General features: G+C 39.9%; 20 protein-coding genes. 19 read left to right on the top strand and 1 reads right to left on the bottom strand.

Features of this window, described 5'->3' with window-relative positions; genetic code table 11:
- Positions 1-97: 97 nt before the first annotated feature.
- Positions 98-685 carry a hypothetical protein gene (locus FUT79_RS00170; protein WP_148889173.1) on the bottom strand — a complete coding sequence of 196 codons (588 nt, stop codon included), beginning with the start codon at positions 683-685 and terminating at the stop codon, positions 98-100.
- A 195-nt stretch (positions 686-880) separates the two neighbouring features.
- Here FUT79_RS00170 and FUT79_RS00165 point away from each other — a divergent pair, with 195 nt between their 5' ends.
- The 19 genes from FUT79_RS00165 (at position 881) to FUT79_RS00075 (ending at position 13,717) form a co-directional block, all read left to right on the top strand.
- Positions 881-1,222: a helix-turn-helix domain-containing protein gene (locus FUT79_RS00165; protein ID WP_148878638.1), complete on the top strand. Its 342-nt coding sequence runs from the start codon at positions 881-883 to the stop codon at positions 1,220-1,222.
- Entirely contained in the window at positions 1,219-3,099 is a 1,881-nt protein-coding gene (locus tag FUT79_RS00160; protein ID WP_148878664.1) for a Mu transposase C-terminal domain-containing protein, read from the top strand. The genes FUT79_RS00165 and FUT79_RS00160 overlap by 4 nt, the downstream gene beginning before the upstream one ends.
- A 5-nt stretch (positions 3,100-3,104) precedes the next feature.
- Positions 3,105-4,046 (top strand): AAA family ATPase, encoded by a 942-nt coding sequence (locus FUT79_RS00155; RefSeq protein ID WP_238569974.1) that lies wholly within the window; start codon positions 3,105-3,107, stop codon positions 4,044-4,046.
- A 2-nt stretch (positions 4,047-4,048) separates the two neighbouring features.
- Positions 4,049-4,750: a hypothetical protein gene (locus FUT79_RS00150; protein ID WP_148884190.1), complete on the top strand. Its 702-nt coding sequence runs from the start codon at positions 4,049-4,051 to the stop codon at positions 4,748-4,750.
- A 4-nt stretch (positions 4,751-4,754) separates the two neighbouring features.
- Positions 4,755-4,949, top strand: coding sequence for a hypothetical protein (locus FUT79_RS00145; protein WP_002696308.1), 195 nt, complete (start codon positions 4,755-4,757; stop codon positions 4,947-4,949).
- A gap of 41 nt (positions 4,950-4,990) precedes the next feature.
- Positions 4,991-5,503, top strand: a complete 513-nt coding sequence (locus FUT79_RS00140) for a host-nuclease inhibitor Gam family protein (protein ID WP_024751779.1) — start codon at positions 4,991-4,993, stop codon at positions 5,501-5,503.
- Positions 5,504-5,585: 82 nt separating this feature from the next.
- Positions 5,586-6,029, top strand: a complete 444-nt coding sequence (locus FUT79_RS00135) for a regulatory protein GemA (protein ID WP_231577609.1) — start codon at positions 5,586-5,588, stop codon at positions 6,027-6,029.
- A gap of 18 nt (positions 6,030-6,047) precedes the next feature.
- Positions 6,048-6,452: a helix-turn-helix domain-containing protein gene (locus FUT79_RS15425; protein WP_024751778.1), complete on the top strand. Its 405-nt coding sequence runs from the start codon at positions 6,048-6,050 to the stop codon at positions 6,450-6,452.
- A 96-nt stretch (positions 6,453-6,548) separates the two neighbouring features.
- On the top strand, positions 6,549-7,103 hold the full coding sequence (locus tag FUT79_RS00125) for a peptidoglycan recognition protein family protein (protein WP_024751777.1): 555 nt from the start codon (positions 6,549-6,551) through the stop codon (positions 7,101-7,103).
- A gap of 23 nt (positions 7,104-7,126) precedes the next feature.
- Complete coding sequence (locus FUT79_RS00120) at positions 7,127-7,462, top strand: hypothetical protein (protein ID WP_024751776.1); 336 nt, start codon at positions 7,127-7,129, stop codon at positions 7,460-7,462.
- Entirely contained in the window at positions 7,446-7,808 is a 363-nt protein-coding gene (locus FUT79_RS00115) for a hypothetical protein (RefSeq protein ID WP_148889171.1), read from the top strand. The genes FUT79_RS00120 and FUT79_RS00115 overlap by 17 nt, the downstream gene beginning before the upstream one ends.
- Positions 7,789-8,067 carry a hypothetical protein gene (locus FUT79_RS00110; RefSeq protein ID WP_238569973.1) on the top strand — a complete coding sequence of 93 codons (279 nt, stop codon included), beginning with the start codon at positions 7,789-7,791 and terminating at the stop codon, positions 8,065-8,067. Before FUT79_RS00115 ends, FUT79_RS00110 begins: the two co-directional genes overlap by 20 nt.
- Before the next feature lie 4 nt (positions 8,068-8,071).
- A complete protein-coding gene (locus FUT79_RS00105) occupies positions 8,072-8,470 on the top strand; it encodes a hypothetical protein (protein ID WP_148878661.1) in 399 nt (132 codons plus the stop codon).
- Positions 8,471-8,496: 26 nt separating this feature from the next.
- The gene (locus FUT79_RS00100; RefSeq protein ID WP_024751680.1) at positions 8,497-8,787 is read left to right on the top strand and encodes a hypothetical protein; all 291 of its coding nucleotides are present in this window, start codon (positions 8,497-8,499) and stop codon (positions 8,785-8,787) included.
- Between the two features lie 15 nt (positions 8,788-8,802).
- Positions 8,803-9,339 carry a phage protein Gp27 family protein gene (locus FUT79_RS00095; RefSeq protein WP_002696333.1) on the top strand — a complete coding sequence of 179 codons (537 nt, stop codon included), beginning with the start codon at positions 8,803-8,805 and terminating at the stop codon, positions 9,337-9,339.
- Complete coding sequence (locus FUT79_RS00090; RefSeq protein ID WP_044634728.1) at positions 9,336-10,862, top strand: hypothetical protein; 1,527 nt, start codon at positions 9,336-9,338, stop codon at positions 10,860-10,862. The genes FUT79_RS00095 and FUT79_RS00090 overlap by 4 nt, the downstream gene beginning before the upstream one ends.
- Positions 10,859-12,109, top strand: a complete 1,251-nt coding sequence (locus FUT79_RS00085) for a phage portal protein family protein (protein WP_044634727.1) — start codon at positions 10,859-10,861, stop codon at positions 12,107-12,109. The genes FUT79_RS00090 and FUT79_RS00085 overlap by 4 nt, the downstream gene beginning before the upstream one ends.
- Positions 12,110-12,495: 386 nt before the next feature.
- Entirely contained in the window at positions 12,496-13,548 is a 1,053-nt protein-coding gene (locus FUT79_RS14930; RefSeq protein ID WP_244951101.1) for a phage head morphogenesis protein, read from the top strand.
- On the top strand, positions 13,532-13,717 hold the full coding sequence (locus tag FUT79_RS00075; RefSeq protein WP_024751770.1) for a hypothetical protein: 186 nt from the start codon (positions 13,532-13,534) through the stop codon (positions 13,715-13,717). Before FUT79_RS14930 ends, FUT79_RS00075 begins: the two co-directional genes overlap by 17 nt.
- The last annotated feature ends 44 nt before the right edge of the window (positions 13,718-13,761 follow it).

Genomic DNA, 13,761 nt, shown 5'->3' with positions numbered 1-13,761 from the left:
GCCGCAGTGGATGCGGCGGGGTATACGGAGGAATGTTAGGAGAAAATAAAAAATGAATATTTATTTTTTTCTTGCGATTATTTTAATTGCAAACAATTTACTGATTTTGTTCCATCTTCTTATACAACTTTCTGAGCCGCTTTATATCTTTTTTGTTAAGATTAAAACAATAATTGTCTACGATTTCCTGGCCTGTCTCAATTCGTATTTGTGCAAGAATATTTTGATAATGCGGCTGGCTAAGAGTGAGGAGGCTTTTTTTGAGCTTTTCGGCGGTATTATCGGAGTTGCCGGAATCCTTTCCGAGCAACAATGCGTTATTAATAATTTTAGTCGCCGAAACGATACGATGGAGATCGGCGATATATTTACACACATCTTTACTTGCAATGAGTACACCCCGGTTGAGAAAATCGACGAGTTGTACGCTGAGTTCCTCGATGAATTTATCAAAAGCGATAAGCGAACAGAAATCCAAATCCGGGTACTCATAAATGAACTTGACCATTGCAGCAGAAAGCTCGTGATAAAACTCGATTCGTTTTGGGAATACTTCATAAAACAATCGTTCCTTGCGAGCCCGAGCGTTTGCGAAAAAGTTAAACAAAGAATTAAGAGCAAATATTAACACACTTCCGCCTACGGTTATACCTGCTGCAATAATTATTGCTAACTCATTACTCATAAAAAACACCACTCCTAAAATTTTTATAGTTTTTTTTGGCGAATTAATTATAGCAAATTTTAAGATGGTTTTATACCTTCGAGCCTTGCGCCCGAAGGTTGCCCCGCAAGGGTTTTTATTCCGGTTCAACTCCGGAAGCGGGGCTTTGGGAAACTTCACCTAACGGAGGAAAACAACATGTAAGGAGGAATCACTATGGACAACAGCACTGTACCTCTTGATGATTTTTTAATTTTGGAAAAATACGCGGTAACAAGTAGACCGTACCCCTTTGACCTTGAGCGTAAACAAAAGGTAGAGCGGGCTATGTTTGACGCGGGTATTCGAAGCGTTTCCGAATTAGCGAAACGGTTAAAAATGAATTATACAAGCCTATCGGAAATAATCAACGGTACCCGCTTAAGTAGAAAGGCAGAAACTCGTATTGCAGCCTTTTTAAAAAGGCCCGCCGCCGAACTCTTTACTGTACGTACTCCTTTAGAACTTGCAAAGATGAACAAAAAACAAATTGAAAGTAACGGGGGGCGTGTTGCATGAAAGTATCAACAAAAGATATGGCGGATATTTTAAGCATAAGCCGCAAAGCGTTATTAGAAAAAGCGGGGCGGGAAAAATGGCAGTACGTTAAAAGGCAGGGCGGCAAGTTTTGGATAACCGAAAGCATGAGCGAAGATGTGCAGCTTGCCGTTCTTTCTGCCCGAGAGGTAGCAACAAAAACGCAAAGCGAATCGGGGCAGTTATTTACACAAGTTACCGAATCGGAGCGAGATGTTGCAAAGCTTAGAATGTCAATCATAAACGCATACAACACCGCCGAGCTTTCGGCGAAGGAGTTTTGTAAGGCGTTTAATGCAGGGGAAATTTCCCTTGCATTAAAAGAGGCATACGGCAAGCATTTAAGCGAGCGCACCTTTTACCGCTGGTTAAGTGAGTTTACGCAAAGCGGGATTTCAGGAATAACCCCGCTATACTCTTCCGGCAATAGCCGCGGAGGCAGCGGGGCAAGTTTAACCGACGAAGAAAAAGATGTACTCAAACATTTTTATTTAGACATTAACAGACGAAGCATTAATCACTGCTTCCTTGCACTTAAAGCAAACTTGCCGGATACAACGGCAACGTATCAGGTTTGTTATCGGTATTTAAAAAGTTTACCGCCTGCACAAGTTGACCGGTACCGCAAAGGCGAAACTTTCTTTGAAGCGCGGCACCTGCCGTACATTGAGCGAAACAAACCGCTATACAAAAGCATGGAGCATGTGCAGGGGGATCACCATATATTAGATCGCGTGGTTAAGTACAAGGGAAAGCTAGTGCGGCCATGGGTAAGTACTTTTATTGATATGCGAAGCGGGGCGGTTTTAGGTTGGTGCGTGAACACAAACCCTTCAAGTCAAACAATTCTCGCCGCGTACTACATGATGATTGTGCGCTTCGGAATTCCTTTAGTTGTGCACGTCGACAACGGCAAGGACTACAAGGGTAAAGTAATCAAGGGTCAGAGTGCGCGCATGAAAGTCTTTGATGCGGCCGGAGTTGAGCGAGAAGAGGAAGTGCTTATCACCGGAGCAATTGTAACCTGCGGCAGTAAATTAATTTATGCAACGCCGTTCCATGGGCAATCGAAAGGCGTTCAAGAGCGGTTCTACGGGGTACTCGAAGAGTATTACTCAAAGAATACCGGGAACTATATCGGCAGCAATACGAGCGCCAGAGTTGACGAACAGCGGCTTTTTTGGAGAGCAATAAACGGCAAGGCAAAGCGGGATGATGTAAGCGAATGGGCTGATGTTGTAAACGAATTCGTCCACTGGGTGCATTGGTACAATACCGAATGGGTTAGCAATGCAAAGGGGCGAAAAGGGCTAACGCCTGAGCAGGCTTTTTTAGAAAACTTACCTGAGAACTTGCGCGCCCCCGATATGGAAACGGTAGAGCTTGCGCTCACGAAGGCGGAGGTGCGCACCGTTTCGAGAAACGGCATTCGAATTGGCAGCACCGAATATTGGGCTGAGGAGCTGCGGGGCTTAACGGGGCAACAAGTAATAGCGCGGTTAAATCTCACCAATAAAAATGAAGTGCTCGTCTGCGATTCAAAGGGCAAGGTTTTATGCCGGGCGTATGCGGGCATGTTTATTGAAACAGGCAATACAGAAGCGGACATGGAGTTTGTGCAATCGGTGCGCAAAAAGGTGCGCGCTTTTGTAAAAGACAATCCGCTTGAGCGGCTTTCGTTTAAACCTAAAAACATGCTTGAAATTGCGATGGAAGCAACCGGCATTGAAACGCCGCAAATCGATTCTTACATTCCGCAGCTTGAAGAGCCTGAAAAAGAAGAAAAAGAAACTGAACCTAAAAAGGGAAAGTATCAAAATTATTTTGATGCGGATGATTTACAAATACTAACATCATAGGAGGAATGAGAATGAGTGATGTTTCGATTGATAATCTTTCAGTTAAAGAAAGGTTGAAGGAAGCGCTGCTGCGTTTTGACATAAGTCAAACGAAAGCGGCAAAAGAAATGGGTTACACATCGAGTGTATTAAGTCAATATTTAAATGACACGTACCGCGGCGATGTTGTAAAAGTTGAAGAGGCAATAATCAAATGGATTGCGCGCAAAACCGAAAACGCCGGCAAAAAACATGTCGCAATAATTGAAACCACTGCGATGCGGCAAATGAGCCGGGCAATTCGGCTTGCGCACGATGAAAAGGACATCGCCCTTATTGTAGGAGATGCCGGAAGCGGAAAGACAACAACAGCCGAGCAATACGTTCGCGACAACCCGCGCACTTCTATTTTGATTAAGTGTTCCGGGGCAATGAGTAAGAGACGCATGACCGAAGAGATTGCGCGGCAAATAGGACTAAATACGTATCGCGTTAAGTTTGATAACCTCGTTGATATGGTAAGTGAGGCGTTAGCGGAAAAAGAAGCAATTGTAATTATTGATGAAGCGGATAGTCTTCGCGATGATGCCTTAGAGTTTAGCCGCAGGCTCATTAACGATTTAGGAGAAACGGGTCTTGTGTTGATAGGACTTCCCGGGCTTGCTGCCCGCATTCAAAACTTAAAGAATGACCACCGCCAGCTTGAAAGTCGCATCGGGGTATTTTTGAAATTACAAGGGCTTATGAAAGTCGACGCTGAAAGAATAGCCGAGAGTGTGTGGCCTGAAGTTTCGCAAGAAATTACGGAATCCATTTATGAGATTTCAAAACGAGATATTAGGCAGTTTGTAAAGATTATCAATCGATCACAGAACATTATGACTGCAAACAGGCTTGAAATGCCCAATGTTGAAATAATCGAAATGGCCGGCAAAATGATTTTACGCAGAAATTATATAGGGGGGTAAAAATGATTGAAACAAAAGCATTAACTGAAAAGCTCGGATTGAACAAAGAAACGGCAAAACGGATTAAGAGTTTGGAACAAGGGCTTATAAAAGTATTGACGGAAGCAACGTTGAAAGCGTTTAAAATCGGCGAAATATTATACATGGTCGAAGCGAACAATTCAAAAGGCAGACAAGCGTTTGTAGATTGGGTAACAAAGGATTTAAAAATCTCGTGGCAAACGTGTTTGAACTATAAAAAGCTTTTTGTGTTTTTCTATCAGGATCCCGAACGCTTGGAAAACCTTACCATTATGCAAGCGTACGCAGAAGCGGGCATTGCGGTTAAAAAAGCCTTACCACCTCCGAAAGAAGAGTATGAAGAGGTATTTACCGCAGGCGAAGAGGAAGAAGCATACGATGCAGAGCTTGCCGAAATATTTAAGCGCAATCCTTTAAGCGGAATACAACTCAAGAAGTATCGCGTGAATGTTGAGGACGGCACGGTTTGGGGCTTCAGGAAAGGCTACGGCAGAATTTCAATTGCGGATATTCGCCTGACTAAACCTGCGGGGCTTCCCGAACTTGAATGGCTTACCATGCAAAACGAAGTGCAAATTGTTTTTGAAAAGTATTTTGAAAAAATAGAGCGGTGCGAAGATGAGGGCGTAATTCCTGAACCTGAAGACACGCCGTTTGGATTAAAACATATCGGCAGGAGGTGAGAATATGAAAGTAAGTGCTGACGCATATAGCTTGCTTGATAGCAAACTTTTTGAAATTGAAAATACGGCAACTTCGGGGATTTTACAAAAAAACCCGCGCGATTGTTGTGTGGAAATTAAAAATATTGTCTTTGAAATAAGGCAGATTTTAAAAAATGAATTTTACATCGATGGCGGTGATGAACCGCCTGCGGCGTAAAAGATAAAAAAAATAAACATAAAACTTTAGGAGGTTTTATAATGGCGAAGTACAAACCGAGTACGGGAAAAATTGAATCGATTGAGGAAGTCAATAGCGCACTTAAAACTATCGGACTTCTCGAACATGAACTTGATTTAATTGACGCAAAATCAAATAAAGAGATAAGCGCAATTAAAGAAAAGGCAGCAAAGGACGGCGAGGGAAAGCGAAAGCAAATTGCAGAGCTTGCCGCAAAAATTGGAGCCTTCGCCGAATACAATCGTGATGAATTGTTCATCGATAAAAAAACGATTGAACTTACATTCGGAACTTTCGGATTTAGAAAATCGACAAGCATTAGTATTAAAACAAAAACGACAGTCGGTCTTCTGGAAAAACTCGGGCTGACCGATTATATTCGACTTAAAAAAGAAGCCGACAAGGAAAAGATGGCAGAGCTTGACGATGAAACGCTTGCACAAGTTGACGCCGTTCGAAAGGTAAAAGATACTTTCTTTTGCGAGGCAAATAAAGAAGAGGTTAATCGAGACCTTCTTAAAAGTGCCGGTTAATTTTTAAAGCCAAACCATACAGGGGAAAAAACTTTTTCCCCTGTGTGTATTTTTATTCAAATTAAGAAGAGATGTTATTTTGTTGAGAGAGCGAAAACAAAAAATTGCACTTATTCATATTGCAAAAAAAGAGCTTGGGTTAAACGATGAAAACTATCGCGCGATTCTTTTAAATGCTAATATAAATTCCGCAAGCGAAATAGAAAGCGAGGAGCAGTTTAAAATAATTATGCGCGCCTTTGAAAACTTAGGATTTAAGCGCACACTTTCTAATTATGAATTTAAAAATAAACGCTCAGGAGGCGGGGCTAATCGCTTAACTTCAAAACAAGAATACTATATACGGGGCTTGTGGGATTTAGCAAGCCGCAACCGAAGTGAGCGGAGCCTTCGGGCAATCGTGTATCGAATAACCGGCGAATACGATATTTCATGGCTTAGCAAAAAAGACGCAAGTAAGGTTATTCTTGCCTTACGAGATATTTGCAAAAAGGCAGGATATAATCCTGATACAAAACAAAGTTAAAAAAAAGAGGATGTAAAAATGTTTTTGACGCCCTGTGAATGTGCTCAAATTATGAGCGAAATTGAAAACAAAGAAGTATCGGTTAGGAAAGTGTATTACTTGCTTGAAAGTTTTGAATTGCTTGCGGTTAAAATCGGTAATAGTTACAAAATAACAATACAAGAATTGGAGGAGTATTATGAGCGAAGGGATCCGCGGTGTGCAGGAATTGTTAGAGAACTTGCCGGCAATATTAAGCGTCAAAGAGGTGGCGGATGTTTTCAACGTAAGCCAAATCACTATCCGTCGATTGATATACAAGAGGAATTTAAATGCGTACAAAATCCCGGGAGAGCGGGAGTGGAATATCAACAAGTCAGATTTAAAAAAGTTTATCGAAAGAAACGAAACGATAAACAATTAGAATTTTGTTTTTCAGCGTAAAAAAACACTTTAGGATTTTTTATATCTTAAAGTGTTTTTTTATTTCTATGTATCTCTTCTCCGATTTTTCCCGCTTCTCTTTCTTATAATGTTTTTATGAATATTGAAAAACAAATGTTAACGGTAAATCCGTTTTCCCGTCCAGGGCAAAAGCTGCAAGAGGTTAAGGGAGTGGTTATTCACTGGGTTGCAAACCCCGGAACAAGTGCACAAGCAAATAGAAACTATTTTGAAAGTTTAAAGCGGCAGAAAAAAAAAGACGGAGCCAGATACGCTTCAGCACATTTTATCATCGGCATTACAGGCGATGTACTGCAATGTTTACCGATTGATGAAGTAGCCTATCATGTCGGCGCGTGGAAATATCGGGATGGCATTGAGTACCGTTTAAGTTCGTATCCGAATAATTGCACCATCGGCATTGAGCTTTGTCATAAAAATTGGACGGGTGCATTTACAGAGGAAACGCTTGCAAGTGCAATTGTACTTACCGCAACTTTGTTAAAACAATTTTCATTAAATCCGCAAACAGATTTATACCGGCATTTCGACATCACCGGTAAAGACTGTCCGCGATATTTTATCGGCAACCTCGGCGCATGGATTGATTTTAAATGTGCCGTTGAAAAATATTTAATAAGCATTTTATAAATGCTTAAAAAAGGAGTTAAAAAATGTTTGAACTTATGAATTTCCTCCCGGTATTCGTACTCATTGCGGTGCTGCTCACCGTTATTTTTACGGAACTTATCAAAAAGCTTGATGTGAAAGATAAACTGAAAGGCTATCGCGTATGGATACCTTTTTTGTTTTCCGCTCTTTTTGCGTTTCTTTTACAGTTTGGCGAGTTTATTAAAATCCGCGAGGTGTGGTTTTGGGGAGCGACTATTTTCGGATTGAGTGTATTTTTTTATGAAGCTATTTTGAAAAAAATACAAGAGACGTCATATCCTAAAAAAGAAACTGAAACGGATGAAGAGGGAAATAAAAAGAATGTGTACAAAATTTAAAAAACGAATACAAGAAATTTTGTCACGCATTACAGCGCTTTTAAAACAAGCGATTGCTTTTTTTAAAACGCATTGGAAAGCGTTTGCCGCAGCCTGTTCCGCTGCGGCAGCATTCTTTCTGTATGTTGTTGTGAAAAATAAACAACGATGTAAAAAAATACTTTTTACCACAAAACAAAACGCGGAAGAAGAAAGGAAAAAAGAATATGAAAAAGTTAATCAAACTCCTGCAGGTGATCTTGTTTCTGGTGCTCACAATGCAGATGAGTTACAGTCAACCAAAGACGACATCAAAAGCGATTCCGCATCAGCAATTCAAAATAGAATTGAAGAAAGCGGATTATAGTAAATCCGAAGTTGAAAAGATTATTGCAATTTGTTTTGAGGAAATGAACACGAGTATTGACCGCGCATTTGATGAAGGGTACAAGCAAGGTCTACTCGCCGCCTCTCCCGATGCTGCTTATTATAAACGTTTAAGTAAAGATTTAGAAAAGGAAGTAAACCGCTTACAATCATGGCGAGTTGTGCCGTGGTGGACTATCCCGCTTTGCATTGCCGGAGGTACAGCTCTCGGCTTTAGTTTTTCGTATTTAAGGAAATAAAAAAATGGGATTTGAAAGTTTAATCATAGCGGCGAAAGATTGGGGGCCGACGGCGGTAACAACGATTATAGCGTTTGTCATCTCGTATCTTTTTAAACAGCAAATGAAAAACGCCGCAGAGGACGCAGCACGTTCTGATGAGTTTAAAAAAAATCTTGCAAACGGGTTGAATCGTTTAGAAGAAAATTTCAATAAAAATGTTTCGGAATTAAAACAAAAAATTGAAAAACAACAAAATGAAATTGATACGTTAAAGTTAGAAAAACTTGAGCGAGAAGATTTCTATAAAGACATGGGAGGCTGGCGGGCTGAAATAAATCGCCTACAAGATTTAGTCATCAATCAAAATAATAGTACGCTGCAAAAGATTATTGAACTTTGGCAATCACAAAATAAAAAATAAATTTAAAAAAGAAGAGGTAAAAAAAAATGAAAGGAAACAAAAAGTTTTTACGCGGTGAAATTTTAAACTATTTAATGACAACATACCCTGACGGGATTCCGGAACAAGTATTATTTCACCGTTTCTATGAATATAACGAAACGGAAGAAATCAAAATGTCAACAGAGTACCTGACCGAAAAAGGGTACACGGAAAAAAAAGAAGTGCCGCATCCGTACAAAGAAAAACAAAAGGTTCGCTGGTTTAAAATAACCGCAAAAGGCATTGACCTGCTTGAAGGAAACATCTCGAAAGACGCCGGCATAGTCCTCGACTAAACAAGGGGGCAAACTATGGGCGCAAAAAGTAAAGCGGAAGAGCACGGACTCGTTGAACTTATCATTGAAAAATGGGAAGGCGGAAAAAACACAATCGTTTATGTTACTGAAGAAGTAAATAAAAAAATACAAGAGCTCGGCCTTAAGGTTACGTTAAGCCGCGAAGGCATTCGGCGGGTTATAAAATCTCACAAAGAAGAAATTGAAGATGCAAAAAAAGCGATTGAGTCTGCAAAGGCAATGGCGGAAGTTTTAAAAGACTATCCCGGCACCGAAGCAAGCGAAGCAGTCCTTATGCAAATGACAAGTCTCATCTCTAAAGATTTGCGTACAATCGATAGTTTGGAATTTGAAGACCCGAAAGAATTACTTTTAACTACTGCGCGCATTGCAGAAGCTCAATTAAAACTTTCAAACTACAGAACAAAAGCAGCAAAGGCATTGGAGAAAGCAAAAGGGGAAATTAAAAAAGAATTGCAAAATGCAATCAAAAACGATCCAGAACTTTTACAAAAGCTTTGCGCAATAGTGGATAAGGCAGAAGTAAAGTGAGCGATATTTTAAATGAGCTTGTAGGCGAAAATTCAAAAGAAGTTCTTGAAAAAAAAGAGCGGCTTCAAAAAGCGGAGCATGATTTTTTTTACTTTTGCAAAACATACCTTCCGCATTATTTTTCGTACGAGCCTGCTCCGTATCATAAAATATTAATTGACATTGCAAACACTCACACGCTCACCAATGAGCATGTTGAAAACATAAAATCGCTTCTTAAAAAAGAATATCATTCGCTTTTAATTCCGACTGAGAAATTAAAAGCAGTTGTTGATATTGAGCCGCGCGGATTTTCAAAATCAACCCGATGGGCTTTAGCCTATCCGTTATGGCGTTTATTATTTAAAAAAAATAATTTTGTCTGTATTTTTTGTGCAACGCAAGATATGGCAAATAGAGCTTTACAAAGTATCAAAGATGAAATCGAAGGAAACGAAATAATTTTTGAAGACTTCGGTGCAATGGAAGGCTCAATTTGGAAAAGCGATTTTTTATCGTTTAAAAACGGAACAGCAATAAAATCATTCGGCGCGGGTGCTGCCGTTCGAGGCGTGAAGTTTAGGCAGTACCGCCCTGACTTAATTATTTGTGATGACATTTTAAAAGATGAAGCAGCACGTACATTTTCTCAAAGACAAAAAATATATAATTGGTTCTTGCGAGCTGTTATGCCGCTCGGTCAAGATACGTTTACTATTATTATAAATACTATCTTTCATTCAGATGATTTACCGAGTAGGCTTTTAAAAAGAATTGAAAATGGCGAATTGGAAAACTGGATTGGTTTACGATTTGCAGCGTTTACTCCGCAAGGCGATTCCCTTTGGTCTTCCTATTGGACAAGTGAAAAACTAGAAACAAAAAAGAAAGAAATCGGAAGTGCAGCATTCAGTACCGAATACATGAACGAGCCCTTAAGCGATGAGGAGCGAGTCTTTAAACCTGAATGGTTTACGCGCTTTTCTCATGTTGATATATCAAGTTTAAAAGTATACATGGGCGTTGACCCTTCCGCCGGTAAGCATGATGAGTTCGCTATTTTTACTTTAGGTATCGCCTCGGATGGAATGATGTATGCACTCAACGAATGGGCGGAGTGTTGTTCGGTTGACTCAGCAATAAATAAATTAATTGAAAAGTATCTTTTATACAAACCGATTTTAATCGGATTTGAAGAGGTAGGTTTTCAATCAATTTATAAAAAGCACATCATGGAAGCGGCGAGCAAAAAAGGTGTGTACTTACCGATTAAAGGATGCAGTACAAAAGGGATCGGAAAAGAACGCATTCTTTCACTTTCACCGTTTATTGAAAACGGCATGCTTAAGTTCAAAGAGAACATGAATAAAACAATTGACCAATTGACGATGTATCCCAAATCGGAGTTTGACGATTTGCAGGACGCGCTCTATTATGCGTGGGAAATTTCTCAAATCGGTTTTAAAGAAGTTACCGCGTTTAATTTAACATCCGGCTTTGACCGTCTCGGCGCGGCATTGCATGGTTTTAGGAGAAGAAGATGAAAAATAATTTAAACATTGAAATAATATCACCGGATAAATTCGAAGCGGTAATTGCCGAGCTTCCCAATCCGAATGAGATAATAAGCGATAAGGTAAGCTTCTATTCGCTTATCGATGAAATGATGCTTGATTCAAAAATCGGTTCGCATTTACGCTTGCGGAAAGATATTGTTACAAGTTTTAATTTTGTAATTGAGCAAAAAAACGCAAGCGATAAAGTATATGAGTTTGTGCGCGATAATCTTACCTCCAATCTTAATTGGGATAATGATGTAAAAGAGTTTTTAACCGCCATTGAATACGGTTTTGCGTTTTCAGAAGTCTTATGGGCCCAAAACGATGCGGGCTACTGGATTCCCGATTCACTTCGAAATAAAAGACCGGAGCAAATATTTTTTAAAACGGAAATTATAAAAACAAAACAGGGACAGCGTTCAATATGGGTTCCGATGTTAACAAAAGAGAATAGACCGCTTATCGAAAAATGTAAATTTTTAATTTACCGAAATAATCCGCGCGCTGAAAATCCCTACGGTTTTTCAGATTTGCTAATGTGTTATTGGCCGTGGCGATTTAAACAGTTTGGCTGGGAGTTTTGGCTTAAGGCTGCAAAAAAGGCTGGCGTTCCTTCTATTGTTGCATTGTTTGAAAGCACGAACACAGAGGAAGCAAGGAATGCAGCACAGGCTATTTCGCAAACCCTTTCAGAAATGGAAGGAGGCGCGGGCTTAGCTCTTTCTAATGTCAAAGATATTAAGACGCTTGAAATGAGCGGAGCTCTGCAAGACCATAAGGTATTAATTGAAACATGCAATCAAGAAATAAGCTTTGCGCTTACCACGCAATCGTTAAGCACGCAAGAGGGCACATATGGCACACGAAGTCAAGCAGAAGTGCACGATGAAAATTTAGTGCGAGTTTGTCATGGAGATGCAAAAGCGGTGCAAGGCGTATTCCAAGAATTAATTAATTGGATGGTTGCGATTAACTTCGGCGAAGGAGTAGCAGCACCGTCCGGTTATTTTGATTTAAAAAGCTATGCAACGTTTACGGAAATTATGCAGGCAATACAAAATAAAATCCCTGTTTCAAAAGAGGCCTTATACACTCGGTACGGTTTACCGCGCCCGAAAGATGATGAGGATACGTTTATTGTAGAGGCTCCGCAAGCGCAAGGCTTTATGCTTGCCGATTCAAACTCTAAAAAAAAAATTCAAAACAGCAGATCACCCGTAAAAATATTTTAGCCGATGAAAAAGAAAAATCATCGGAGCTTGAATCTTTTTGCGATGCCGGCAAAAAACGATTTGATGAGTGCATTTCTAAAACGTTAAAACAAGCGTTAAAAGATGTTTTCAACATTGATAAAACGCTTGAGAAAAACGAATTAAAAAAGCTTGTAAAAAATATCTCGTATCCTGAAAGCTCAGCGGAGCTTATCAAGCTCACCGAAAAAATAATTGCGGGTGCTTTTCTTTTAGGCTTTAATCATGCAGGAATTACGCTGCAAAAAAAAGACGTAAACCTTGCCGATAATGTTTCTTATACTTCCGCCGTTGACCCGCTCCCGTTTGAAGAAGCGATTGGTTTTTTAAAAAGCAAAGTATCAATTGAAAAACAAGTTTGGGATGCATTGGAGCCGAAGTTCCGCTTTAGAGCCTTTACGGTTGCACGCCTGAGCGAATGCGACCATATCGAAGATGTGCGTAAGCGATTAATTCAAGCTCTCGAAAAAGGCGAAGGATGGCAGGAGTCATGGGAAGAAATAGAAAGCTTTACCAAAAATATTAGAAAGCCTTTTTTACCCGGCTATTGGGAAACAGTTTATCGCACCAATGTGCAGACCGCTTATACCGCAGGCCGCCTCACTCAATACGCAAGTAATCCGCCTCGTGCGTGGGAGCTCTTAGTCATCCAAGACGGAAGAACAACCGACATATGCAACAACATCGCAAGCATTGCAGGCAACGGGAAAGCACTCAAGGCCGATCACCCGTTTTGGACGGTCTACGGATTCCCGCCATACCATTTTAACTGCCGCACCACAATCCGCGCCGTATACGATTATGAAGCGGGAGCAGGCACCAACATCGTAGAACCGTCAATAGACGAAATAAAAAAAGACTTTATGCCGCAAGAAGGCTTCGGCGGAAATCCAATCGAAAATGGCGATTGGTGGCGTTTAATTGAATCAATGGAAAAACGGATAGAAGAGTACGGCATACAAGAAGAGGTTGAAGAGCAGGCAAAGGAAATCGGTGTACAAGATTATATTCTTACAAAAGAAGATATAGAAAACACACCGTTTAAAACTACTCCTAAATCGGTTGGAGCAATGGAACGACGGTGGTATATTAAACATCAAAAAACCGTATATAATCCTGAATATGACGCATATGATTTTGATACTTTTATCAAACAGGGCACTTATGTAAAAAGTATAAAAGTAATTGCGGAAGGGAAAGAAATAAGAGATGTAAACAGACTTATAAAAACATATAAACATCAAAACGGGAGCTTTACAAAAGCAAAAGATTGGTATAAGGTGAGAGGTACGGCGATACTTGTGAATGAAGACGGTGATGAATATCGTGCTGAAATACACTGGTACCAATGTAAAAACATTGGAAAGGTTGAGATTAAACAAAAACGAATTATAAAGGTGATACATGAAGGTAGTAAATAAAAATAAAAAAGATATTTGGTTTCAAGATAAAGAAGCTTATGAGGTATTTGCAATAGAGGGAAAATATTATCGTATAGTCGACGATTCCGGAGAAGACTATTTATACCCAAAGGTTTTTTTCGATATTGTTGATGACAGCCCCATACCGGAACCGGAAAATAAAAAATAAGTTTAAATTTAAAAACATATTATCTTCTCAATATAAAAAGCTTT

Source organism: Treponema phagedenis, assembly GCF_008153345.1.
GTDB lineage: Bacteria > Spirochaetota > Spirochaetia > Treponematales > Treponemataceae > Treponema > Treponema phagedenis.
This window is presented reverse-complemented; position numbering and strand designations above follow the sequence as displayed.

Bases quoted from the DNA above. Each gene is read 5' to 3' on its own strand.
- FUT79_RS15425 (WP_024751778.1), top strand. From the start codon at position 6,048: ATGTTTTTGACGCCCTGTGAATGTGCTCAAATTATGAGCGAAATTGAA.
- FUT79_RS00165 (WP_148878638.1), top strand. From the start codon at position 881: ATGGACAACAGCACTGTACCTCTTGATGATTTTTTAATTTTGGAAAAA.
- FUT79_RS00115 (WP_148889171.1), top strand. From the start codon at position 7,446: ATGTGTACAAAATTTAAAAAACGAATACAAGAAATTTTGTCACGCATT.
- FUT79_RS00075 (WP_024751770.1), top strand. From the start codon at position 13,532: ATGAAGGTAGTAAATAAAAATAAAAAAGATATTTGGTTTCAAGATAAA.
- FUT79_RS00145 (WP_002696308.1), top strand. From the start codon at position 4,755: ATGAAAGTAAGTGCTGACGCATATAGCTTGCTTGATAGCAAACTTTTT.
- FUT79_RS00140 (WP_024751779.1), top strand. From the start codon at position 4,991: ATGGCGAAGTACAAACCGAGTACGGGAAAAATTGAATCGATTGAGGAA.
- FUT79_RS00100 (WP_024751680.1), top strand. From the start codon at position 8,497: ATGAAAGGAAACAAAAAGTTTTTACGCGGTGAAATTTTAAACTATTTA.
- FUT79_RS00150 (WP_148884190.1), top strand. From the start codon at position 4,049: ATGATTGAAACAAAAGCATTAACTGAAAAGCTCGGATTGAACAAAGAA.
- FUT79_RS00120 (WP_024751776.1), top strand. From the start codon at position 7,127: ATGTTTGAACTTATGAATTTCCTCCCGGTATTCGTACTCATTGCGGTG.
- FUT79_RS00085 (WP_044634727.1), top strand. From the start codon at position 10,859: ATGAAAAATAATTTAAACATTGAAATAATATCACCGGATAAATTCGAA.
- FUT79_RS00105 (WP_148878661.1), top strand. From the start codon at position 8,072: ATGGGATTTGAAAGTTTAATCATAGCGGCGAAAGATTGGGGGCCGACG.
- FUT79_RS00125 (WP_024751777.1), top strand. From the start codon at position 6,549: ATGAATATTGAAAAACAAATGTTAACGGTAAATCCGTTTTCCCGTCCA.
- FUT79_RS00095 (WP_002696333.1), top strand. From the start codon at position 8,803: ATGGGCGCAAAAAGTAAAGCGGAAGAGCACGGACTCGTTGAACTTATC.
- FUT79_RS00170 (WP_148889173.1), bottom strand. From the start codon at position 685: ATGAGTAATGAGTTAGCAATAATTATTGCAGCAGGTATAACCGTAGGC.
- FUT79_RS00155 (WP_238569974.1), top strand. From the start codon at position 3,105: ATGAGAATGAGTGATGTTTCGATTGATAATCTTTCAGTTAAAGAAAGG.
- FUT79_RS00160 (WP_148878664.1), top strand. From the start codon at position 1,219: ATGAAAGTATCAACAAAAGATATGGCGGATATTTTAAGCATAAGCCGC.